Below are 20983 nucleotides of genomic sequence, written 5' to 3' on the forward strand. Positions count from 1 at the left end.
ACCTGCTGAATTTGCGAGACGTTACGCAGTTCACTAATTGAACGATGCGTACCGGTAAAGTAGACTCTATATCACTGACAGACAGCCACAGGAGGTGGCGCATGCGTAGTTTGCCGATTCGTTTATCAAATAAGATTGATGATGATCTAAACGATATAGCCCGCCGTCATGGGATGGAGAAAACCGAGGTGATCAAGATGGCTTTTGCGCTGATCGCCATTGCCGATAAGCACTGGATGAAACAGGATGGGACGTCCCTTGGCATCGTGCGAGAGAAGGGCGAACAGTTGGAGGCCGTGGGGCAAGTCGTGGGGATCTTCCCATGAGCGTCGAAGACACAAATCTGCGAGATGAGGCCGGCAGGGTTTACCTGGAACAGGTGTTGGTGTTTGACGAAATGGAGCGGCTGCGATTGGCACGCCAGGTATTGTGCGGGATTTTTGTGATAAGCGTGGGCGTTTTTATTGCCCACGCTTATTGGGATCAAAGCGAGCCTATCAGGCAAGTGTTCGAGCTGTTGAAGATCGGCGCCTTGCCTTTGGTCACGTTGGTGATTTCCTTTTACTTTCCTGACAGCGCGACTCGATAAACCCTATCGGTCAGTGCGACTTCATGCCCGCCGCAGTCATCAGCAGGCGGAATATTGAAGCGACCAGGAATAACCCCAGCACGCTGGCGCTCCAGATGATCACCAGCCAGCCGACGCGTTTCCACCAGGGAGTGGGTGCGGTTGCGGTTTTATCGTTCATGCTCTCCTCCCTCATCAGTGATAGCCATGTTCATGGCTGACCTTGCCCCGGAACACGTAGTAGCTCCAGAAGGTGTAAACCAAAATAATCGGGATGATAAACAACGCGCCAACCAGCATAAAGCCAAGGCTTTGCGGCGGGGCGGCCGCGTCCCACAGCGTGATGGACGGCGGGATCAGCAGCGGCCAGATGCTGATGCCCAATCCGCTCAGGCCGAGGAACACCAACAGCAGGGTCAGCATAAACGGTGAATAGTGCGCGCCGCGTGTTACCCCGCGCTGGATGCCCCAGGCGCTGAGCAGCACCAGTACCGGCACCGGCAGTAGCACGAACAGGTTTGGCAACGTAAACCAGCGGCCGGCGATTTCCGGGTGGGCAATCGGCGTCCAGATACTGACCACCGCCAGCACCAGCAGCAGGGTTAGCAGCAGCGGCGTCGCCAGCCGGTACATGCGCGCTTGCAGGTCACCGGCGGTTTTCATCACCAACCAGGTGCAGCCGAGCAGGGCATAGGTCACCACTAACCCCAGCCCGCAGAACAGCGCGAAAGGTGTCAGCCAGTCGAGCGCACCCCCTGCATAGCTGCGACCGCTGACCGGGAAACCGTTGATGATGGCACCCACCACGACTCCCTGGCTGAAGGTGGCGAAGATCGAACCCCAAATAAATGCCTTGTCCCAGATGTGGCGCTTTTCTTCTTTGGCTTTGAAGCGGAACTCAAAGGCCACGCCGCGGAAGATCAGCCCGAACAGCATCAGCGTCAGCGGGATCGCCAGCGCGTCGAGGATCACCGCGTAAGCCAACGGGAAGGCACCGAACAGCGCCGCGCCGCCCAACACCAGCCAGGTTTCGTTGCCGTCCCAGACCGGGGCGACGGTGTTCATCATCACATCGCGGTCACTGCTGTCCTTAACCCAAGGGAACAGGATGCCGATACCCAAATCAAAGCCGTCCATTACCACGTACATCATGGTGCTGAACACGATGATCACAAACCAAATCAGCGGAAGATCAATGCCCATGCTCAGCTCCTGTCATCCAGAGTTTCTTTCACCGCAGACAGCGGACGCGACGGCCGGCCTTCGGTGTCATCTTCTTTATGCTCATGCTGCTGCGGCCCTTTACGTATCAAGCGCATCATGTAGGAATACCCCACCCCGAACACCGAACAGTAAACGACGATAAACGCCAGCAGGCTGATGCTCATGTGTAGGTCGCCGTGCGCAGAAACGGCGTCCTTGGTGCGCAACAGGCCATACACCACCCACGGCTGTCGGCCGATTTCGGTCGTAAACCAGCCCGCCAGCAGCGCCAGCAGCCCGGAAGGCCCCATCCACAGAATGAAATAGAGGAAAGGCCGTGACTGGTACAGCCCGCCGCGCCAGCGCAGCCACAGGCTCCATACCCCGGCGAGGATCATCAGCATCCCGAGCGCCACCATGATACGGAACGACCAGAACACCACGGTGGAGTTCGGGCGGTCCTCCGGCGGGAAGGATTTCAGTGCCGGCACCTGTTCGGTCAGGCTGTGGGTCAGGATCAGGCTACCGAGATAGGGCACTTCCAACTTGAAACGCGTTTCTTCGCGCTGCATATCCGGCCAGCCGAACAGGATCAGCGGTGTGGCCTCGCCCGGAGGGTTTTCCCAGTGGCCTTCGATGGCGGCGATCTTCGCCGGCTGATGTTTCAGCGTATTCAGGCCGTGGGCATCGCCGATCATCGCCTGCACCGGCGCGACGATCAGCGCCATCCACATCGCCATCGACAGCATTTTGCGCATTGCCGGCGTGTCGCGCCCGCGCAGCAGGTGCCAGGCGGCGGAAGCGCCGACGAAGAAGGCCGAGGACAGGAAAGCGGCGGTCGACATGTGCAGCAAACGGTACGGGAATGACGGGTTGAAGATCACCTTCAGCCAGTCGACCGGCACCACCTGGCCGTTGATGATTTCGTGTCCCTGCGGGGTTTGCATCCAGCTGTTGGACGCCAGGATCCAGAAGGTGGAAATCAGCGTGCCGAGGGCCACCATGCAGGTAGCGAAGAAGTGCAGGCCAGGGCCGACGCGGTTCCAGCCGAACAACATTACCCCCAGGAAACCGGCCTCAAGGAAGAAGGCGGTCAGCACTTCGTAGGTCAGCAGCGGGCCGGTTATGCTGCCGGCGAACTCGGAGAAGAAACTCCAGTTGGTGCCGAACTGGTAGGCCATCACCAAACCGGAAACTACGCCCATGCCGAAGTTGACGGCGAAAATTTTGGACCAGAAATGGTACAGGTCGCGATAGGCTTCATTGCGCGTTTTCAGCCACATTCCTTCCAGCACGGCCAGATAACTGGCCAGGCCGATGGTAATCGCAGGAAAAATGATATGGAAAGACACGGTGAAGGCGAACTGTATTCTGGCAAGTTCCAGTGCATCAAGACCCAGCATGGCGCCTCCTTGGGTTGGACATAAAATAACCTCTTCAGTATAGCTGTAATTTTTTTGTGGAAAGCTTGGCGTCAAGTTAAGCACGGAGTACAGTGACTATAATAGTGACAGTTATTTCACTTTTTCATATAACAGTTAGGGCTTATGACCAGATACGAACAGCTTGCGCAACAGATTCGCGAACAAATTCAGAACCGGGTGTGGCGGGCGGGAGACAAGCTGCCTTCACTGCGAGAGAGCGGCAAGCGGGCCGGTCTCAGCCTGATGACGGTGGTGCAGTCGTACCAGTTGCTGGAGAGCCAGGGCTGGATCGTCGCCCGGCCGCAGTCCGGCTACTACGTGGCGGCGCGCCCGCAGCCGCTGCCGCAGCCGGTGCGTGGCGAGAAGATGCTGTTGAGCGAGCAGGTGGACATCAACACCTTTGTTTTCGATGTGTTGCAGGCGTGCAAGGATCCGGAAATCGTCCCTTTCGGCTCGGCGTTTCCCGACGCTACGCTGTTTGCCCAGCCGAAGCTGGCGCGGGCGCTGAGCAGCGTGGCGCGCAAGTTTACGCCGCACAGCTCGCTGGCCAACCTGCCGCCCGGCAACGACGCGCTACGGCGTAACATCGCCCAGCGTTATGCGCTGAGCGGCATGCAGGTGGCTCCGGACGAGATAGTGATTACCGCCGGGGCAATGGAATCACTGAGCCTCAGCCTGCAGGCGGTGACCCAGCCGGGCGATTACGTGGCGATTGAATCGCCGGCCTTTTACGGCGCGTTGCAGGCGCTCGAACGGTTGCGGCTGAAGGCGGTGGCGATCGCCACCCATCCGCAGGACGGTATCGATCTGGACGCGCTGGAGCAGGCGCTGGAACAGTATCCGATCAAGGCCTGCTGGCTGATGACCCACTTCCAGAACCCGCTGGGCGCCACCCTGCCGGAGGAGAACAAGCAGCGGCTGGTGTCCTTGCTGCGTGAACGGCAGATTTCGTTGATTGAGGATGATGTTTACGGTGAGCTGTACTTCAGTGCGGAACGGCCGCTGCCGGCCAAGGCGCTGGACAACGGCGGCCAGATCTTGCACTGCTCGTCGTTTTCCAAATGCCTGGCGCCGGGGTTTCGCGTCGGCTGGGTGGCGGCGGGGCGCTACGCGCAGCAGATCCAGCGGCTGCAACTGATGAGCACCGTATCGACCAGCGTGCCGACCCAAATGGCGATTGCCGACTACCTGCTGCACGGCGGCTACGATACTCACCTGCGGCGTTTGCGGCGGCTGCTGGCCCAGCGCCAGAGCATGATGCGCCAGGCGATTGCCCACCATTTTCCGCCCACCGTGAAGGTCAGCCAGCCCGACGGAGGTTACTTCCTTTGGCTGGAGCTGGATCCTGCGCTGTCGTCGATGGAGCTGTACCAGCGTGCGCTGGCGCTGGGGGTGAGCATCGCGCCGGGCAGAATGTTCACCACCGGCAATCATTTCAACCATTGCTTCCGCCTGAACGCCTCTTTCGACTGGAGCGACAAGCATGAGGCGGCGATCAAAACCTTAGCCAAACTTATCCGGCAGCTCGAACCGGCAGGCTGAGTGGCGCCGCGCAGGTAAGCATCGCAATAGAAAAATTCATAATGCTTTATCCGGCAATGGAATGCCGGTTTCGTTGTTAGACAGCCCTCCGGCCGCCCATTACTCTGCGATAAATTTTGTCACATTTAATCAACGGGCAGACAAGGGGCAGTGGGTGAGCAGAATAAAAAACAAGATAAACAAACTGTTGCAAAAACGGCTGGCGCCATTGGCGATAGCCTGTGCCGTGGGCCTGGCCTTCAGCGCTCAGGCGGAATCCCTGACGGAAGGCATTACCCCGGCAACCGACCCAAGCCAGGTGCCGGCGGCCGCCAAGTTGCGTAAAGACACCGTGGTGGCCGGTATTCTTGAGCCGCAGGGCAATTTTAACCCTTATCTGTTTACCAACGGCTGGGACGAGAACGTTACCGACGTGATTTTCACCCGCTTGATTGGCCTGGACAGCCAGGGCAAACCGGTGGCGCGGCTGGCAGAATCCTGGCAGATCAGCCCGGACAACCGGGTGTATACCCTCAAGCTGCGCTCCAACCTGGTCTACAGCGACGGATCGCCGATAAAAGCGGAAGATATCGCCTTTACCCTGACGTTGCTGCATGACCCGGCCTATGACGGCGACACCGACATTGCTCCGGCGCACATCCAGGGCGGGGTGGAATACAAAAACGGCACCGCGCCCAGCATCAGCGGGCTGAAGGTTATCGACGATCGCACTATTCAAATCACCACCACCCAGCCGGGGGCGACGACCTTGCAACTGATCGGCGGGCCGGTGCTGTCGAAAGCCTATTACGGCAAGGATTACCAGCGCGGCAAGCTGGAGAGCGTGCGTGCGCTGAACGGCAAGCCGTTGGGCAACGGGCCTTATATTTACGATAAATACGTGCCGGGGCAGGAGATCCGTTTCCACGCCAACCCGAACTTCTACCTCGGTCAGCCAGCCGTGGCGCGCTTTATTTACCGCGTGACCAACCCGGCCACCAACTTCCAACTGTTCCAGACCGGCGAAACCGATTACGACGCCTTCACCGCCAAGCCGGATGACATTGAGCAGTTGAAGCTGCTCGGCTTTGCCAACATCAATCTGTACAGCTCCAGCGACTACAGCCGTATCGATTTCAACTTTAAGCGGCCGGCGTTGCAGGATGCGCGCGTGCGGCAGGCCTTAATCTACGGGCTGGACCGCCAAAAGCTGATTACCGTGGTGTATCAGGGGTACGGCACCGTGGCTAATCAGCCGATCTCTCCTGTTTCCTGGGCTTACGATCCACAGGGTATTAATCCGTACGCCTACGACGTCAACAAAGCGAAGCAACTGCTGGAGCAGGCCGGCTGGAAACCGGGCGCGGACGGCATTCGCCAAAAAGACGGCAAAAAGCTGGAGCTGACGCTGCTGGTGACCAAAAAATTGCTGAATGACGCGCTGGTGCCGATCGCCAAAGACAACTACCGGCAGATTGGTGTGCTGCTGAAGCCGCAGGTGCTGGATTTCAACGCCTTATTGGCGCAACGCAAGGCGGGCAATTATGACCTGGCATCACTCAGTACCAGCAGCCTGAACGATCCGCATGATGGGGTGCGCGATTACATCAGCCAGGTGAGTGAAACCGGCTACAACAACCCGCAGGTGGACAAGCTGATCGGCCAGGCCAACGCTACGCTGGATATCGGGCAACGCAAACCGTTGTATCACCAGTTGTATCAGGTCTTGGCCGAAGATCCGCCGGTGATCCTGCTGGGCAACCGCAAAATCCTCAGCGCCAGCAGCGCCCGTGTAACCGGCTTTAAACCGGACGTCTACAACGGCCTGACCGGCAGCCTGCCGGACGTCAAACGGGTTCAGTAACGGCAAGACGCCGCCGCGCCATCGTGCGCGGCGGCGAGGGAAAACACCATGAGAAATTTTATCCTGCGCCGCCTGCTGCAAACCATTCCGATGATGCTGCTGGCATCACTCCTGATCTTTTTTATCTTCGCGCTGACCCCCGGCGACTTTATTGACGGCAACATCAACCTGACGCCGCAGCGCGCCGCCGAACTGCGGGCGTTGTATGGGCTGGACCAGCCGCTGCTCATCCGCTATTGGCACTGGCTCGGCCAGTTGCTGCAAGGCAACCTCGGCTTTTCGCTGCAATACCAAATTCCGGTCAGCACGCTGTTGAACCAGTACATCTGGAACTCGTTCCTGCTGGCTTCGGTAGCCCTGGTGCTGTACTGGGGCATCGCGCTGGCGGTGGGCGTGGCTTCGGCGATGAAACCCTATTCGCTGTTCGATCATCTGGTCACCGTCGCGGTGTTCGGTGCCATGTCATTTCCGACCTTTTTCCTCTGCCTGCTGTTGATTAAATGGTTCGCCGTCGATCTGCATTGGTTGCCGGCGGGCGGCATGCTGCGCACCGGCAGTGAGGCCACTGGACTGGCGTGGGTATTGGAAGTGGCGGCGCACCTGCTGTTGCCGGTATTGGCGCTGGTGATGTTGCAGGCCGGCACCCTGACGCGCTATTTCCGCGCCAGCATGCTGGACGTTATCCGCATGGACTATATCCGCACCGCGCGCGCCAAGGGACTTAAAGAAAAAACGGTGATCGTTAAACATGCGCTGCGCAATGCGCTGTTGCCGATCATCACGCTGTTGGGGTTTGAGCTGCCGGCGCTGTTTTCCGGCGCGCTGATCACCGAAAAGATCTTCAACTGGCCGGGGGCGGGGCATATTCACATCGACTCGCTGGCCGCGCGCGACTATCCGGTACTGATGGGCTTTACGCTGTTTCTGGCGGTGCTGACCATTTTGGGCAACCTGCTGGCGGACATTCTGTACGCCTATGCCGACCCACGAATTCGTTTGAGGTAAACATGTTGGCAACGCTGTTTTTTGGTCGCCGTCGCCGCTGGCGGCAGGCGCAACTTCCGGCGCTGGCGCAGTTGTCGCCACCGCCGGCCGCACAGGCCTGGCAACGGCTGCGGCGCCACCGGCTGGCGATGGCCTCGCTGTTGTTGTTGCTGATCCTGGCCGTGCTGTGCATTTTGGGGCCGATGCTGTCGCCGTGGCAGGATGACGCCGGCGACGCGTTGAACATTAACCAGGCCCCCAATGCCGCGCACTGGTTGGGTACGGATTTTCTCGGCCGCGATATTTACACCCGCCTGCTGCTGGCGGGGCGCATCTCGTTGACCATCGGCCTGGTGTCGATGCTGCTGTCGGTAACGCTCGGCTACCTGTTGGGGGCGTTATCCGGCTATTTGGGCGGCATCGTGGACAAGCTGATCATGCGTTTTGCCGATCTGTTGATGACTATCCCCAGCCTGCCGCTGCTGATCATTATGGGAGCGATGTTGTCCGAGCTGGACGTCTCGCCGGATTACCGTATCTACATGGTGATGATCATGCTCAGCCTGTTGGGCTGGCCTTCACTGGCGCGGCTGGTGCGCGGCCAAATCCTGTCGCTGCGCGAGCGTGATTTCATGCTGGCGACCGAAGTGCTGGGGCTGTCCACGCGGCGACGTATTTTCGGCCATCTGCTGCCGAATACCATCCCGATCCTGGTCGTGGTGGCGACCATGGGGGTGGCCAACGCCATTCTCAGCGAATCGGCGCTCAGCTATCTGGGGCTGGGTGTGGTACCGCCGACGCCGTCTTGGGGCAACATGATGGATGCCGCCAACAGCCTGATCGATTTTCAGCGTCGCCCCTGGCTGTGGATGCCGCCGGGCCTGGCGATTTTTATCACCGTAGTGGCGATTAACATTCTGGGCGACGGCCTGCGGGACGCGCTCGATCCGAAAATGAACGGGGTAAGACGATGAGCCAACCGCTGGTAGCCTTTAATCAACTGTCGGTGGCCTTCAACGGCGAGCAAGGCCGGGTGCGGGCGGTGCAGCAGGTGAGTTTCGAACTGCACGCCGGGCAGACGCTGGGCGTGGTTGGCGAGTCCGGTTGTGGCAAAAGCGTCACCGCCCTGGCGATGATGGGGTTGTTGCCGCAGCCGCTGGCACAGATCGACGGCGGTGAGATTCATTTTGACGGCCAGGATTTGTTGAAACTGCGTCCGCAGCAGATGGCCGATTTGCGCGGCAACCGGCTGGCGATGATCTTCCAGGAACCGATGAGCGCGTTGAACCCGGTGTTGACCATTGGCGAGCAACTGGTGGAGCCGCTTATCCGCCACCGAGGGGCGGCGCCGAAGGCCGCCTGGCGGGAAGCGACGGCGTTGATTACGGAGGTGGGATTGGCGCGTGCAGAACAGCTGATGGCCAGCTACCCGCACCAGCTTTCCGGCGGCATGCTGCAACGCATCATGATCGCCATGGCCATCAGTTGCCGCCCGGCGTTGCTGATTGCCGACGAGCCGACCACGGCGCTCGACGTCACTGTGCAGGCGCAAATCCTGGCGTTGCTGCGTGAACAGGCGCAAAGGCACAATATGGCGATGATGCTGATCACCCACGATCTCGGGGTCATCGCTCAGATGGCAGACCGGCTGGTGGTGATGTACGCCGGGCGCATTGTCGAGCAGGGGGCCACCCGAGAGGTGCTGGCTAACCCGCAGCATCCGTACACCCAGGGGCTGATGGCTTCGCGGCCGGTGGCCGGACAGCGGCGGCGCCGATTGTATTCGATCCCCGGTCAGGTGCCCGATCTGGCCCGTTTGCCCGACCATTGCGCTTTTGCCGATCGTTGCTCGCAGGCGAGTGCACGCTGTCGTGACGGCATTCCGCCGCTGTATGGCCATGCGCAACGTCAGTCCGCCTGCTTTCTGAACGCGGGAGGGCGTATTCATGTCGGCTGAATTACTGGTTGAAGTGAAGGGGCTGAAGAAATATTTCCCGCTGCGCGATGGCCTGTTCGGCCAAACGACCGGGCAATTGCGGGCGGTGGATGACGTCAGTTTCGCCATTCGCAAGGGCACCATTTTCGGTTTGGTGGGCGAATCCGGCAGCGGTAAAACCACCGTTGGCCGCACGTTGCTGGGGCTGCATGATAAAACCGCCGGTGAAGTGTCGTTTAACGGGCAGGCGCTGGATGCGCTCAGCCCACGCCAACTGCGCGCCCTGCGTCCGAAGATGCAACTGGTGTTTCAGGATCCCTACAGTTCGCTGAATCCGAGAATGCGCGTTGGCGATGCGATTGGCGAAGCCCTGCTGCAACATGGGTTGGTGGGGAAAAATGAACTGCGCGATCGGGTGATCGACACGATGGAAATTTGCGGGCTGTCGGCGCAGCACTATGGGCGTTTCCCGCATGAGTTCTCCGGCGGTCAGCGGCAACGCATCGGCATTGCGCGTGCGGTGATCTTACAGCCCGAGTTTATCGTCGCCGATGAGCCTATTTCGGCGCTCGACGTCTCGATTCAGGCGCAGATCATCAACCTGTTTTCCGATCTCCAGGAGCAGCAGGGCGTAACCTTCCTGTTTATTTCGCACGATCTTGGGGTGGTAGAACACCTGTGTCAGGACGTGGCGGTGATGTATCTCGGTCAGATTGTCGAGAGCGCCGATCGCGACAGCCTGTTTCGCCAACCGCGGCATCCTTACACCCAGGCGTTACTGGCGGCGGTGCCCAGCCTGGATCCACTGCGGCAGCCGCAGGCGATGGCCAGGGGGGAGTTGCCCAACCCGGCTCAACCGCCGCACGGCTGCCGTTTTCATCCCCGTTGCCCGCAGGCTACCGCTCAGTGTCGGCAACAGGCCCCCGCGTTACGTACCCTGGCTGCAGGGCACCGTGTGGCGTGCCATTATGCCGATTAGGCCAGATAGTGTTTCAGCGCGCGCCCGGCCTGGTGGATGGCCGAGTGCACCGCCGGGACGTGGGCTATCGGATTCAGCAAGCCATAATCGTGGATCAGCCCGTTATAGCGAGTGGAAGTGACTTCTACTCCGGCGGCGTTAAGCAGGCGAGCATAGGCTTCGCCTTCGTCGCGCAACACGTCCAGCTCTGCAGTCTGCACCAACGCCGGCGGTAAGCCTTTCAGCTGTTCCAGCGTGGCATTGAGCGGTGAAGCGTAAATCTCTTTGCGCTGTGCCTTGTCGGTCGTGTAGTTGTCCCAGAACCATTTCATCATGTTGCGCGTCAGGAAGTGGCCTTCGGCGTACTGGTGATAGGAGTCGGTATCAAAGCTGGCATGGGTCACGGGCCACAGAAGAATCTGGCTGCGCAGCGCCGGCGTGCCTTTTTCCTTGGCCATCAGGCTGACCACCGCCGCCATATTGCCGCCTACGCTGTTGCCGACGACCGCCAACCGGGAACCGTCGACGTTGATTTTTTCGCCGTATTCGGCCACCCATTCTGTGGCGGCATAGGCCTGGTTGATGGCGGTGGGATAATGCGCTTCCGGTGAAGGGGTGTAATTGACGAACACCGCCGCGGCACCGGAACTGTGCACCAAATCGCGCACCAGCCGTTCATGAGTCGGGAAGTCGCCCAGCACCCAGCCGCCGCCGTGGAAGAACATGAATACCGGCAACGCTTCTTTTACTTTGGCCGGTCGCACCAGATGCAGCAGGATATCCTGCCCCTCAACGTGGATGGTCTTCTCGCTGATTTCGACTTCGTACAGCGGCACCTCAACGCTGCTTTGCGCCCCCTCCAGCACTTTACGCGCCTCTTTCGGCTTCATCTGTTCCATCGGTTTGCCGCCGCCGGCATTTAACGCATCCAGGAATACGCGAATATCCTTTTGCGCTGCCGGTTGGGTGGGATCAACAGTTTTTTTAGACATCATGGCTCCTCAAGTGCGGGGTGGTCGAAATCACAGTGTAGTTGCTGGTTAACAAATAGGTGATCTGGCGTGTGGATGAACCGCCGGCGGACAGGAGCATGGCCCGGCAGAGCCTTAACTGACGCGGGGTTGCTCGTCTCTGGTGCATTCGCTGCACTCTAATGGGGCGAAAGTGTGATCGGGCGCAAATCGGGCCAAATTATTTTTGCGAGCGCGATCAGAAATATTGAAGTTTTTTGCAATTGAATAGGATTTCGCGGCCAATGATGATTTTTAGCCTTATTTTTCCAATTATTCATTAGCAATGCATAATTATTGAATAAGTATGCATTGTAAGCCGTTGTTTTAACGAAAAAAAACGCGATATTCGCCAAAAATCCCGTTTTGGCACGATAGCTGCTCTACACTCTTTATCAAACGGCATGTATTTTAACTGCTCGTTAACATTTATTCCCCGTTCAGAGACCGGATACGCGGCATAAATAGTGGAAAACCGATTTTATGTAACAGATTTGTTTCTGAATAGCCGGTAGATGGCAGAGTTATCACCGGGCGAAAAGCGGAATCAACGGTGCGGTTTTTTTGTTTTGTTGCGGAATATCCGGGCAGGAACGGCCCTTACAGTCAAAATTCAGCCTTTGCTGAGGTTATGAGGTCATTATGGAACAGCCAATCGCAGTTACCCGCCAGTCTTTCGACGACTGGATGGTCCCGGTTTATGCCCCCGCTGATTTTATTCTGGTTCGGGGGGAGGGGTCACAGGTCTGGGACCAGCAGGGTAAGTCTTACATCGATTTTGCCGGCGGCATCGCGGTTAATGCGTTGGGGCATGCGCATCCGGCGGTGAAGGCGGCGCTGGTGGAGCAGGCGGGGAAACTGTGGCATCTGGGCAACGGCTATACCAACGAACCGGTACTGCTGTTGGCGAAACAGCTGATTGACGCCACCTTTGCCGAAAAAGTGTTTTTCTGCAACTCCGGGGCGGAAGCCAACGAAGCGGCGCTGAAGCTGGCGCGTAAACGTGCGTTGGACAACGGCAACGCCGGCAAGAACCAGATTGTGGCGTTCAATAACGCTTTCCACGGCCGGACGCTGTTCACCGTGTCTGCCGGCGGCCAGCCGAAGTATTCAAAAGATTTTGCGCCGCTGCCGGGCGGTATCAGCCACACGGCGTTTAACGATCTGGCTGCCGCGGCTGAGCTGATCAACGACCAGACCTGCGCGGTGATTGTGGAGCCGATTCAGGGAGAAGGTGGCGTGCTGCCGGCCGATGCCGCTTTCCTGCAGGGCCTGCGTGAGCTGTGCGATCGCCACGATGCGTTGCTGATTTTCGATGAAGTGCAAACCGGCGTGGGTCGCACAGGGTATCTGTACGCGTACATGCAATACGGTGTCGTGCCGGACGTGCTGACCACCGCTAAAGCGCTGGGCGGTGGCTTCCCGATTGGCGCCATGCTGACCACCGACGCATTGGCCAAAACCCTGGGCGTAGGTACCCACGGCACCACCTACGGCGGCAACCCGCTGGCGACGGCGGTGGCGGGCGCGGTGTTTTCCATCATCAACACGCCAGAGGTGCTGGAAGGCGTGAAGCAGCGCCACCAGTGGTTTATCGACGGCTTGAACGAAATTAACCGGCAATACCCGATTTTCTCTGAAATTCGCGGCGGCGGCTTGCTGATTGGCTGCCAGTTGAATAAGGATTATGCCGGCAAGGCAAAACAGATCACCCAGTTGGCCAACGAAGAGGGCGTGATTGCACTGATCGCCGGCCCGGATGTGGTGCGCTTCACCCCTTCACTGATCATTCCAGAGCAGGATGTGAAAGAGGGGCTGGCGCGATTCGCGCGTGCCGTGGCGCGGATTTGCAGCTAATACACAGGCTGCGCCTTAACCGGCGCAGCCTGATTCTGACGAGGTTCGCATTATGATGATTATTCGCCCTATAGAGCGTCGCGATTTGGCTGATTTACTGACGCTTGCCGGTAAATCCGGCATCGGTCTCACTTCCCTGCCGCAAGATGAAGATACGTTGTCGGCGCGCATTGAGCGGGCGTTAAAAACCTGGCAAGGCGAACTTCCGCGTGGCGAGCAGTGCTATCTGTTTGTGCTGGAGGACAGCGAGCGCCGGCAGGCGGTAGGGGTTTGCGCGATTGAAGTGGCCGTTGGGTTGACTGAACCCTGGTACAGCTTTCGCGTCGGTACCCAGGTGCACGCGTCCAAACAGTTGAACGTCTATAAATCGGTGCCGACGCTGTTTCTCAGCAACGATCACACCGGCCATTCCGAGCTGTGTACGCTGTTCCTCGATCCGGACTACCGTCACGGCGAAAACGGCAAGCTGTTGTCGAAGGTGCGTTTCCTGTTTATCGCCGCTTTCCGTGAGCGTTTTTCCGCGCGGCTGATTGCCGAAATGCGCGGTTTCTCCGATGAAGAGGGCCGTTCGCCGTTCTGGGAGAGCGTCGGAAACCATTTCTTTTCCATCGAGTTCGCCAAGGCGGACTACCTGAGCGGTACCGGACAGAAGGCGTTTATCGCCGAACTGATGCCGAAACACCCGCTGTATGTCGATTTCCTGGCTGAGGATGCGCAAAAGGTGATTGGCCAGGTGCACCCACAGACCGTTCCTGCCCGCCGGGTGCTGGAGTCTGAAGGTCTGCGCTATCAGGGCTATGTCGATATCTTCGACGGCGGCCCGACGCTGGAAGCGGAAATCGACCATATCCGTGCGGTCAAAGAGAGCCGCACGGTGAAAGTGGTGCTGGACGAGACGCCAATGCGCGCCGATGCGCCGGCTCTTCTGGTGGCCAACGATCATTATCAGTCCTACCGCGCACTGCTGGTCAATGCCGATCTGTATGACGAGCGTCTGCATCTCAATGCGGAAACCGCTGCGGCGCTGGGCGTTGAGCAAGGTAGCCTAGTGCGGGTCATCCCCCTCATTTCAAAGGAGAAAGCCTAATGTCACATCCTGCACTGTTTATTAACGGCGCCTGGCAACAGGGCCGGGGCGCTGAATTCGGCAAAACCGATCCGGTCGACAACCAGACGCTGTGGCAGGCCAATGCCGCCGATGGCAGTGATGTCGCCGCCGCTTGCGAGGCTGCTCGCGCCGCGTTCCCGGCCTGGGCCCGTACCCCGTTTGAACAGCGTGAGCAGTTGGTAAAGCGTTTTGCTGCCCTGCTGGAAGCGCATAAACAGGATTTGGCGGCGGTGATCAGCCGTGAAACCAGCAAACCGCGCTGGGAAACGTTGACCGAAGTGCAGGCGATGACCGGCAAAGTGGCGATTTCCCTGCAGGCTTACCAGGCGCGCACCGGCATCAGTGAAACCGCGATGGCAGACGGCGCTTCGGTGCTGCGCCACCGGCCGCATGGCGTGCTGGCGGTCTTCGGGCCTTACAACTTCCCGGGCCATTTGCCTAACGGCCACATTGTGCCTGCCTTGCTGGCGGGAAATACGGTGGTATTTAAACCCAGCGAGCTGACGCCGCTGACCGCCGAGGAAACGCTGAAGCTATGGCAGCAGGCCGGTTTGCCAAACGGGGTGATCAACCTGGTGCAGGGCGGACGTGAAACCGGCGAGGCGCTGGCCGCCAGCGCGGATATCGACGGTCTGCTGTTTACCGGCAGCGCAGGCACCGGCTATCACCTGCATCGCCAGTTGGCGGGGCAGCCTGAAAAGATGCTGGCGCTTGAAATGGGTGGCAATAATGCGCTGATTGTCGATCAGATCGACGATCGCGATGCGGCAGTCAATCTGGCGATTCAGTCGGCGTTTATCTCCGCCGGCCAACGTTGCACCTGTTCGCGCCGCATTCTGGTGAAACGCGGCAGCGAAGGCGATGCCTTTATCGAGCGTTTGGTTCAGGTGGCGGGCGCTCTGCGCGTCGGTCGCTGGGACGCCGAACCGCAGCCGTTCATGGGCGGGGTGATCTCCTCTGCGGCGGCGGAAAAAATGCTGGCGGCGCAGCATCATTTGTTGTCTTTGGGTGGCAAAGCCTTGCTGACCATGCAGCGGCTGGAAAGCGGCAGTGCGCTGCTCAGCCCCGGCATTATCGATGTGACCGGCGTACGGGACGTGCCGGATGAAGAATATTTCGGCCCGCTGACCACCGTCATTCGCTATAACGACTTTGACGAGGCGTTACGCATCGCCAACCAGACGCGCTATGGCCTGTCTGTCGGTCTGGTGTCGCCGCAGCGTGAGCGGTTTGACCAACTGCTGTTGGAAGCGCGCGCCGGTATCGTCAACTGGAACAAACCCTTGACCGGTGCCTCCAGTGCCGCGCCGTTCGGCGGCGTGGGGGCCTCGGGCAACCACCGCCCAAGCGCCTATTACGCGGCGGATTACTGCGCTTGGCCAATGGCGTCGCTGGAAAGCGAAAGTTTGACTCTGCCGGCAAGTCTGTCGCCAGGGCTGTCGTTTAATACCGATACACCCTAAATTTGAGGCCGGTGGGGGTCATTACAGGTTAGCCGACCGTTGAGTGCAACAACCCTCAGGGAGCTCGGCGCTCGGTATGACGCCCCACAGCCAGACGCCGCTATTTAGCTGAGCGCCTGGTTGTGCTGTACAGGAATGTACAAATGCCGCGAGCGCATGGACGCGCTAAATCGGCCAACTTGAAATTCACGGGGTATGTTTTTTGAATAGGGCCGAGCCTGCTCGGTCCGGGAGAACAGCATGGCAGGATATGAAGTCAATTTTGATGGTCTGGTGGGCCTGACCCATCATTACGCCGGATTATCGTTTGGTAATGAAGCCTCTACGCAGCACCAAAACAGCGTGTCCAACCCGAAACTGGCGGCCAAACAGGGTTTGCTGAAGATGAAGGCGCTGGCCGATCTCGGCTTCCAGCAGGGGGTTTTGCCACCGCAGGAGAGGCCGCATGTGCCGATGCTGCGCAAACTGGGTTTCAGCGGCAGCGATGAGGCCGTGTTGGCGCAGGCGATGCGTCAGTCGCCACGTTTGTTGTCGGCGCTCAGTTCGGCCTCCTGTATGTGGACCGCCAATGCGGCCACGGTTTCGCCTTCGGCGGACAGCAAAGATGGCAAGGTGCATTTCACCGCCGCCAACCTGAACAATAAATTCCATCGTGCGATTGAGGCCGAGACCACCTCCGGCGTGCTGCGCGCGATTTTCAACGATGAACGTCATTTCACCCACCACGAAGCCCTGCCGCAGGTGGCGCTGTTTGGTGACGAAGGCGCGGCCAACCACAATCGGCTGGGTGGCGACTATGGCAAACGCAGCGTGCAGATGTTTGTTTATGGCCGCCAGGAGTTTGGCGGCGAAACCGCACCGACGCGTTACCCGGCACGCCAGACGCGTGAGGCCGGCGAGGCGATTGCCCGGCTGCATCAATTGGATGAGCAGCACACCGTGTTTGTGCAGCAAAACCCGGCGGTGATCGACCAGGGCGTGTTTCATAACGACGTGATTGCGGTCAGTAACCAGAACGTGCTGTTCCATCATCAGCAGGCGTTTCATCAGCAGCAGCAAGCGCTGGACGAGGTGCGCCGCAAGATGGCGACGCTGGACAGCGAACTGACGGCGATTGAGGTGCCGACGGCGCAGGTCTCAGTGGCGGATGCGGTATCGACCTATCTGTTCAACAGTCAGATTCTAACCAAACCTGACGGCAAGATGATGATTGTGGTGCCGGAAGAGTCGCGTCAGCATGGCGGCGTGTGGCGCTATCTGAGCGAGATGGTGGCCGGCGGCGGGCCGATCGATGAAATCAAGGTATTCGATCTGCGTGAGAGCATGCGTAACGGCGGCGGGCCGGCGTGCCTGAGATTGCGTGTGGCGCTGAATGAACAGGAACTGCGGGCGGTGAATCCGCGCGCGATGATGAACGATACGCTGTTCGTTACGCTCAATGAGTGGGTCGATCGCTATTATCGCGATCGGCTGACGCAAAACGATTTGGCCGACCCGCAGTTGCTGCGCGAGGGGCGCGATGCGCTGGACGCGTTGACGTCTATCCTCGGGCTGGGGTCGGTTTATCCTTTCCAACAATAGACGGAGCTGCCATGTTTGATTTGTTGGCCCTGACGCTGGCGGGGCAAGCCCCGGCCAACCAACAGGGTGATAACCTGAATGTGCACTGGCGCTGGCTGGGGGAAGGCCTGTTGGAAATCACCCCGCACCAGGCTTACCGGCAGGCGGTGGTGCTTTCCGCCGGAATACACGGTAATGAAACGGCACCGATTGAACTGCTGAACCAATTGGTCAATGCGCTGCTGGCGGGCGAAAGGCCGCTGGCGGTGCGGCTGCTGGTGGTGCTGGGTAACCCGGCGGCGATACGTGCAGGTAAACGTTATCTGCACAGTGACATGAACCGCATGTTCGGCGGCCGCTATCGCGAGTTTAACCACAGTGGTGAAACCGCGCGGGCGCAGCAACTGGAGCAGGTGATAACGGCGTTTTTCGACGGGGAAGAGGCCGCGCGTTTCCATTATGATCTGCACACGGCGATACGTGAATCGCGGCTGCCGCGTTTTGGCATTCTGCCCTTCCAGACGCGGCCTTACAGTGCGGAGATGCTGGGGGTGCTGGATGCCGCCGATCTTGACGCGCTGGTGATCCACAGTGCGCCCGGTGGCACCTTTAGTCATTTTTCCAGCGAGCACGCCGACGCCGCAAGTTGTACGTTGGAGCTGGGCAAGGCGAAACCCTTCGGCAGCAACGATCTGCTACAGTTTGCGGCCATTAACCGTGCGTTGCAGGGGGTGGTGAGCGCTGAACCTTTACCTTCTCGGCTGGGTGAAGCGCTGCGCCTATTCCGCGTAGAACAGTCGTTGATTAAGCGCAGTGAGGCTTTCAGGCTGCACCTTAGCGACGATACCGCCAATTTTACCGAGCTTAAGCAGGGCACTTTATTGTGCGAGCAACCGGGTGAAGAGTACCGGGTTCAACATGCCAGCGAGTGGATTTTGTTCCCCAATCCTGGCGTTGCGCTTGGGCTGCGTGCCGGTATGGTGCTGACAGAGGTGCCGCGTAGCACGCTGTATTAATCTGTCAGCCATGTTGGCGGTTTTCATTTGCGGTGTGCGCCAGGTTGTAGCGTTGTCAGCTGCAACCTGGAGTTAATGTGGTGTATTATTCTGTAGTATTTGTTCATTCCCTTCTCTTTATATATCCGCTATTCACTGTCGCCATTTCTTAAATTTAATTTCCCCCGGTATTACTATTTTGACGGTTTGAATCGTATTGACTATGAGAACCTGTAAAAGATCTGATTAAAACTCGGTTAATGGTCTAAATCAACGCAGCGACTTTGTTCAGATAAAAATGTGAAATAAGTAACGTTATTAGTAACCACGCTAAGTTTCATGTTATTTACGTATCGTTTAGAAAGTAGGCAAAAAGAAAGTGATTTGCACTAAATTGGTGCAATGCACCAATTTGGTTATAAGTTATGTGTCAAATATCAATATGAATCAATGATTTGATGCTGGTCTGTTCTGTAATATTAAGTTACAAATAAACATGCTTTACCCACGGTATTTTATGAACTTTTTCTTTTGAAGTTTGGATTCATGATGCTAATGTCACATGGCCCCTGATTAGGGGCGCTCATAAAATACTAAATGATAAAGATCACAGCCCAAATCATAAATTGGGCGTGATGGGCAGGTTTTTAATTATAATATCTAGGAAAATAAATGATGAATCGCAGTGTATTAGCCTTAGCTGTTGCCCTTGCGGCAATCACCTCCTTTGCCAACGCGGCTGAAATTTATAATAAGGATGGCAATAAACTTGACCTGTACGGTCGCGTTTCCGCCAAACATGTTTTCAGCGATGATAAATCTGAAGATGGCGACAAGACTTATGTCCGTCTGGGTTTCAAAGGCGAAACGCAAATCAATGACCAACTGACCGGTTACGGCCAGTGGGAATATAACGTCCAGGCCAACCACGACGAAGCGCAGGGCACTACGGGCACCAAAACCCGTCTGGGCTTTGCCGGTCTGAAGTTCGCCAACTACGGTTCATTCGACTACGGCCGTAACTACGGCGTGGTGTACGACGCGGAAGCCTACACCGACATGCTGCCGGAATTCGGCGGCGATTCTTACAGCTACACCGACAACTACATGACCGCGCGTTCCAACGGCTTGGCGACTTACCGTAACCGTGACTTCTTCGGTCTGGTGGAAGGCCTGAACCTGGCAGTACAGTACCAGGGCAAAAACGACGGCGACAGTCGCAGCGTGACCAAGCAGAACGGTGACGGCTACGGTCTGTCATTGGATTACCAGGATATCGGCGGCTCAGGTATCGGTGTGGCGGCGGCATTCTCTGACTCGAACCGCACCAGCGATCAAAAGAAACTGCAGTACGGCAAAGGCGACAGCGCGACGGCCTGGACCACTGCGGTTAAATACGACGCCAATCAGGTTTATCTGGCGGCAATGTATGCGGAAACCCGCAACATGACGCCAATCAGCGGTAACGGCGTGTCTGGCTTCGCCAACAAAACTCAGAACTTCGAAATGGTCGCTCAATACCAGTTCGAAAACGGTCTGCGTCCTTCTCTGGCTTACGTGCAGTCCAAAGGTAAGGATATCGAAGGGCTTGGCGATGTCGATCTGGTGAAATACGTGGAAGTGGGCGCGACTTACTACTTCAACAAAAACATGTACACCTATGTTGATTACAAAATCAACCAGCTGAATGACGACAACAAGCTGAAACTGAGCACAGACGATATCGTTGCGGTCAACCTGACTTATCGTTTCTAAGTTTCAACGCTATTACCTTCATCCTGTGTCGGGATAACGGTCAAAAGGCAGGGCGCAAGCTCTGCCTTCTTTATTTGGGACGCTATCCTTTGGCTGCCAGGCCCACGACTTCAATAGCGGAGCGCAGGGTTTCAAAGCGCTGCTGATTTTTCTCATGTTCAATCTCGGCGACCAAATGGGCCAGAATATTATTGCCGGACACTTTCTTGTTGAGATTGATCAGTTGGATCACCGCGCCACCGAGTACCAGGCTGACATCGCGTAACAGGGTTTCATAATGTTCGTCTGAGAGAGCAGATACGGGCATGACGCCGTCTCCATATCGTTCGGGTGAGGCAATTTAGCAAAGTGGCGGTATAAAATATCGTAGACATACCTCTTTTCCGATGAATTCAGAAATTCCTCAGAGGTAAATAGTGGAAAAATGGACGGCCGCTCTACAACGGCGCATATTCACTGGCAGGTAGCCAGAAACCATCGATAAAATCCTCCACCGGAAAACACCCGGCGTGGCGCAGATTTTGTTCCTTCATGACGACCAGACACTGGGGTTCATTGCGCAGCACGTCAACCACGATATCGGCGCAGCCGCCATCCAGATAACATACAAACATCACCAGTGCGTACATAACGTCTTGCGTCCTCTACCCAAATCTCTCCATACCTTTATTGTAGGTAAAAACGGGGTGTCTTTCAGCGCGAAAATCGATGCAAAGCGATGGATTGGCAACAAAAGGGTGCACTTTCGGATTACTCCAGCGGCTGAATGCCGCAGGA

20 protein-coding genes are annotated in these 20983 nt (G+C 57.7%); 14 read left to right on the plus strand and 6 right to left on the minus strand.

Features of this window, described 5'->3' with window-relative positions:
* Positions 1–101: 101 nt before the first annotated feature.
* Together ACUTSW_RS01380 and ACUTSW_RS01385 are read left to right on the plus strand one after the other, a co-directional pair.
* Complete coding sequence (locus tag ACUTSW_RS01380) at positions 102–326, plus strand: hypothetical protein (protein WP_004945754.1); 225 nt, start codon at positions 102–104, stop codon at positions 324–326.
* Entirely contained in the window at positions 323–589 is a 267-nt protein-coding gene (locus tag ACUTSW_RS01385; protein ID WP_445583501.1) for a hypothetical protein, read from the plus strand. The genes ACUTSW_RS01380 and ACUTSW_RS01385 overlap by 4 nt, the downstream gene beginning before the upstream one ends.
* A gap of 10 nt (positions 590–599) precedes the next feature.
* Here ACUTSW_RS01385 and ACUTSW_RS01390 read toward each other — a convergent pair whose 3' ends face one another.
* From ACUTSW_RS01390 to ACUTSW_RS01400, 3 genes are read right to left on the minus strand one after another with little or no spacing between them, the layout of a single operon-like run.
* Complete coding sequence (locus ACUTSW_RS01390) at positions 600–749, minus strand: DUF2474 domain-containing protein (RefSeq protein WP_073972093.1); 150 nt, start codon at positions 747–749, stop codon at positions 600–602.
* A 14-nt stretch (positions 750–763) separates the two neighbouring features.
* On the minus strand, positions 764–1771 hold the full coding sequence (gene cydB / locus ACUTSW_RS01395; protein ID WP_445583502.1) for a cytochrome d ubiquinol oxidase subunit II: 1008 nt from the start codon (positions 1769–1771) through the stop codon (positions 764–766).
* A gap of 2 nt (positions 1772–1773) precedes the next feature.
* Complete coding sequence (locus ACUTSW_RS01400) at positions 1774–3174, minus strand: cytochrome ubiquinol oxidase subunit I (RefSeq protein ID WP_445583503.1); 1401 nt, start codon at positions 3172–3174, stop codon at positions 1774–1776.
* Positions 3175–3318: 144 nt separating this feature from the next.
* Here ACUTSW_RS01400 and ACUTSW_RS01405 point away from each other — a divergent pair, with 144 nt between their 5' ends.
* The 6 genes from ACUTSW_RS01405 to ACUTSW_RS01430 all read left to right on the plus strand — a co-directional run bounded on the left by ACUTSW_RS01405 (position 3319) and on the right by ACUTSW_RS01430 (position 10479).
* The gene (locus ACUTSW_RS01405) at positions 3319–4737 is read left to right on the plus strand and encodes an aminotransferase-like domain-containing protein (RefSeq protein WP_063202694.1); all 1419 of its coding nucleotides are present in this window, start codon (positions 3319–3321) and stop codon (positions 4735–4737) included.
* A 154-nt stretch (positions 4738–4891) separates the two neighbouring features.
* On the plus strand, positions 4892–6580 hold the full coding sequence (locus tag ACUTSW_RS01410) for an ABC transporter substrate-binding protein (RefSeq protein ID WP_445583504.1): 1689 nt from the start codon (positions 4892–4894) through the stop codon (positions 6578–6580).
* 48 nt (positions 6581–6628) lie between these two features.
* A complete protein-coding gene (locus tag ACUTSW_RS01415; protein WP_006321561.1) occupies positions 6629–7585 on the plus strand; it encodes an ABC transporter permease in 957 nt (318 codons plus the stop codon).
* 2 nt (positions 7586–7587) lie between these two features.
* The gene (gene opp4C / locus ACUTSW_RS01420; protein ID WP_006325976.1) at positions 7588–8538 is read left to right on the plus strand and encodes an oligopeptide ABC transporter permease; all 951 of its coding nucleotides are present in this window, start codon (positions 7588–7590) and stop codon (positions 8536–8538) included.
* Positions 8535–9521: an ABC transporter ATP-binding protein gene (locus ACUTSW_RS01425; RefSeq protein ID WP_062871115.1), complete on the plus strand. Its 987-nt coding sequence runs from the start codon at positions 8535–8537 to the stop codon at positions 9519–9521. The genes opp4C and ACUTSW_RS01425 overlap by 4 nt, the downstream gene beginning before the upstream one ends.
* The gene (locus ACUTSW_RS01430) at positions 9511–10479 is read left to right on the plus strand and encodes an ABC transporter ATP-binding protein (protein WP_041417596.1); all 969 of its coding nucleotides are present in this window, start codon (positions 9511–9513) and stop codon (positions 10477–10479) included. Before ACUTSW_RS01425 ends, ACUTSW_RS01430 begins: the two co-directional genes overlap by 11 nt.
* On the opposite strand, the gene ACUTSW_RS01435 is transcribed toward ACUTSW_RS01430, so the two are convergent.
* Complete coding sequence (locus tag ACUTSW_RS01435; RefSeq protein WP_241922144.1) at positions 10476–11450, minus strand: alpha/beta hydrolase; 975 nt, start codon at positions 11448–11450, stop codon at positions 10476–10478. The genes ACUTSW_RS01430 and ACUTSW_RS01435 overlap by 4 nt on opposite strands.
* 660 nt (positions 11451–12110) lie before the next feature.
* Between ACUTSW_RS01435 and ACUTSW_RS01440 the strand changes: the two genes are divergently transcribed.
* The 6 genes from ACUTSW_RS01440 to ACUTSW_RS01465 all read left to right on the plus strand — a co-directional run bounded on the left by ACUTSW_RS01440 (position 12111) and on the right by ACUTSW_RS01465 (position 20206).
* Positions 12111–13325: an aspartate aminotransferase family protein gene (locus ACUTSW_RS01440; RefSeq protein ID WP_063202703.1), complete on the plus strand. Its 1215-nt coding sequence runs from the start codon at positions 12111–12113 to the stop codon at positions 13323–13325.
* 52 nt (positions 13326–13377) lie between these two features.
* Positions 13378–14412 carry an arginine N-succinyltransferase gene (astA, locus tag ACUTSW_RS01445; RefSeq protein ID WP_434460424.1) on the plus strand — a complete coding sequence of 345 codons (1035 nt, stop codon included), beginning with the start codon at positions 13378–13380 and terminating at the stop codon, positions 14410–14412.
* Positions 14412–15896: a succinylglutamate-semialdehyde dehydrogenase gene (gene astD / locus ACUTSW_RS01450; RefSeq protein WP_445583505.1), complete on the plus strand. Its 1485-nt coding sequence runs from the start codon at positions 14412–14414 to the stop codon at positions 15894–15896. Before astA ends, astD begins: the two co-directional genes overlap by 1 nt.
* Positions 15897–16136: 240 nt before the next feature.
* Positions 16137–17477, plus strand: coding sequence for an N-succinylarginine dihydrolase (astB, locus tag ACUTSW_RS01455; protein WP_445583506.1), 1341 nt, complete (start codon positions 16137–16139; stop codon positions 17475–17477).
* Positions 17478–17488: 11 nt separating this feature from the next.
* Positions 17489–18472, plus strand: coding sequence for a succinylglutamate desuccinylase (gene astE / locus ACUTSW_RS01460; protein WP_004945711.1), 984 nt, complete (start codon positions 17489–17491; stop codon positions 18470–18472).
* 651 nt (positions 18473–19123) lie between these two features.
* Complete coding sequence (locus tag ACUTSW_RS01465; RefSeq protein ID WP_062871110.1) at positions 19124–20206, plus strand: porin; 1083 nt, start codon at positions 19124–19126, stop codon at positions 20204–20206.
* Positions 20207–20288: 82 nt separating this feature from the next.
* On the opposite strand, the gene ACUTSW_RS01470 is transcribed toward ACUTSW_RS01465, so the two are convergent.
* Entirely contained in the window at positions 20289–20513 is a 225-nt protein-coding gene (locus ACUTSW_RS01470; protein WP_062871109.1) for a biofilm development regulator YmgB/AriR family protein, read from the minus strand.
* Between the two features lie 130 nt (positions 20514–20643).
* Positions 20644–20835, minus strand: a complete 192-nt coding sequence (locus ACUTSW_RS01475) for a YdfD/YebW family protein (protein ID WP_006325949.1) — start codon at positions 20833–20835, stop codon at positions 20644–20646.
* Between the last annotated feature and the right edge of the window lie 148 nt (positions 20836–20983).

It is taken from the genome of Serratia sp. TSA_198.1 (assembly GCF_052686505.1).

Coding starts and splice junctions, on each gene's coding strand:
- cydB (WP_445583502.1), bottom strand. CDS start 1,771: ATGGGCATTGATCTTCCGCTGATTTGGTTTGTGATCATCGTGTTCAGC.
- ACUTSW_RS01430 (WP_041417596.1), top strand. CDS start 9,511: ATGTCGGCTGAATTACTGGTTGAAGTGAAGGGGCTGAAGAAATATTTC.
- ACUTSW_RS01440 (WP_063202703.1), top strand. CDS start 12,111: ATGGAACAGCCAATCGCAGTTACCCGCCAGTCTTTCGACGACTGGATG.
- astB (WP_445583506.1), top strand. CDS start 16,137: ATGGCAGGATATGAAGTCAATTTTGATGGTCTGGTGGGCCTGACCCAT.
- ACUTSW_RS01415 (WP_006321561.1), top strand. CDS start 6,629: ATGAGAAATTTTATCCTGCGCCGCCTGCTGCAAACCATTCCGATGATG.
- ACUTSW_RS01390 (WP_073972093.1), bottom strand. CDS start 749: ATGAACGATAAAACCGCAACCGCACCCACTCCCTGGTGGAAACGCGTC.
- ACUTSW_RS01400 (WP_445583503.1), bottom strand. CDS start 3,174: ATGCTGGGTCTTGATGCACTGGAACTTGCCAGAATACAGTTCGCCTTC.
- astA (WP_434460424.1), top strand. CDS start 13,378: ATGATGATTATTCGCCCTATAGAGCGTCGCGATTTGGCTGATTTACTG.
- ACUTSW_RS01465 (WP_062871110.1), top strand. CDS start 19,124: ATGATGAATCGCAGTGTATTAGCCTTAGCTGTTGCCCTTGCGGCAATC.
- opp4C (WP_006325976.1), top strand. CDS start 7,588: ATGTTGGCAACGCTGTTTTTTGGTCGCCGTCGCCGCTGGCGGCAGGCG.
- ACUTSW_RS01405 (WP_063202694.1), top strand. CDS start 3,319: ATGACCAGATACGAACAGCTTGCGCAACAGATTCGCGAACAAATTCAG.
- astE (WP_004945711.1), top strand. CDS start 17,489: ATGTTTGATTTGTTGGCCCTGACGCTGGCGGGGCAAGCCCCGGCCAAC.
- ACUTSW_RS01380 (WP_004945754.1), top strand. CDS start 102: ATGCGTAGTTTGCCGATTCGTTTATCAAATAAGATTGATGATGATCTA.
- ACUTSW_RS01475 (WP_006325949.1), bottom strand. CDS start 20,835: ATGTACGCACTGGTGATGTTTGTATGTTATCTGGATGGCGGCTGCGCC.
- ACUTSW_RS01385 (WP_445583501.1), top strand. CDS start 323: ATGAGCGTCGAAGACACAAATCTGCGAGATGAGGCCGGCAGGGTTTAC.
- ACUTSW_RS01435 (WP_241922144.1), bottom strand. CDS start 11,450: ATGTCTAAAAAAACTGTTGATCCCACCCAACCGGCAGCGCAAAAGGAT.
- astD (WP_445583505.1), top strand. CDS start 14,412: ATGTCACATCCTGCACTGTTTATTAACGGCGCCTGGCAACAGGGCCGG.
- ACUTSW_RS01470 (WP_062871109.1), bottom strand. CDS start 20,513: ATGCCCGTATCTGCTCTCTCAGACGAACATTATGAAACCCTGTTACGC.
- ACUTSW_RS01425 (WP_062871115.1), top strand. CDS start 8,535: ATGAGCCAACCGCTGGTAGCCTTTAATCAACTGTCGGTGGCCTTCAAC.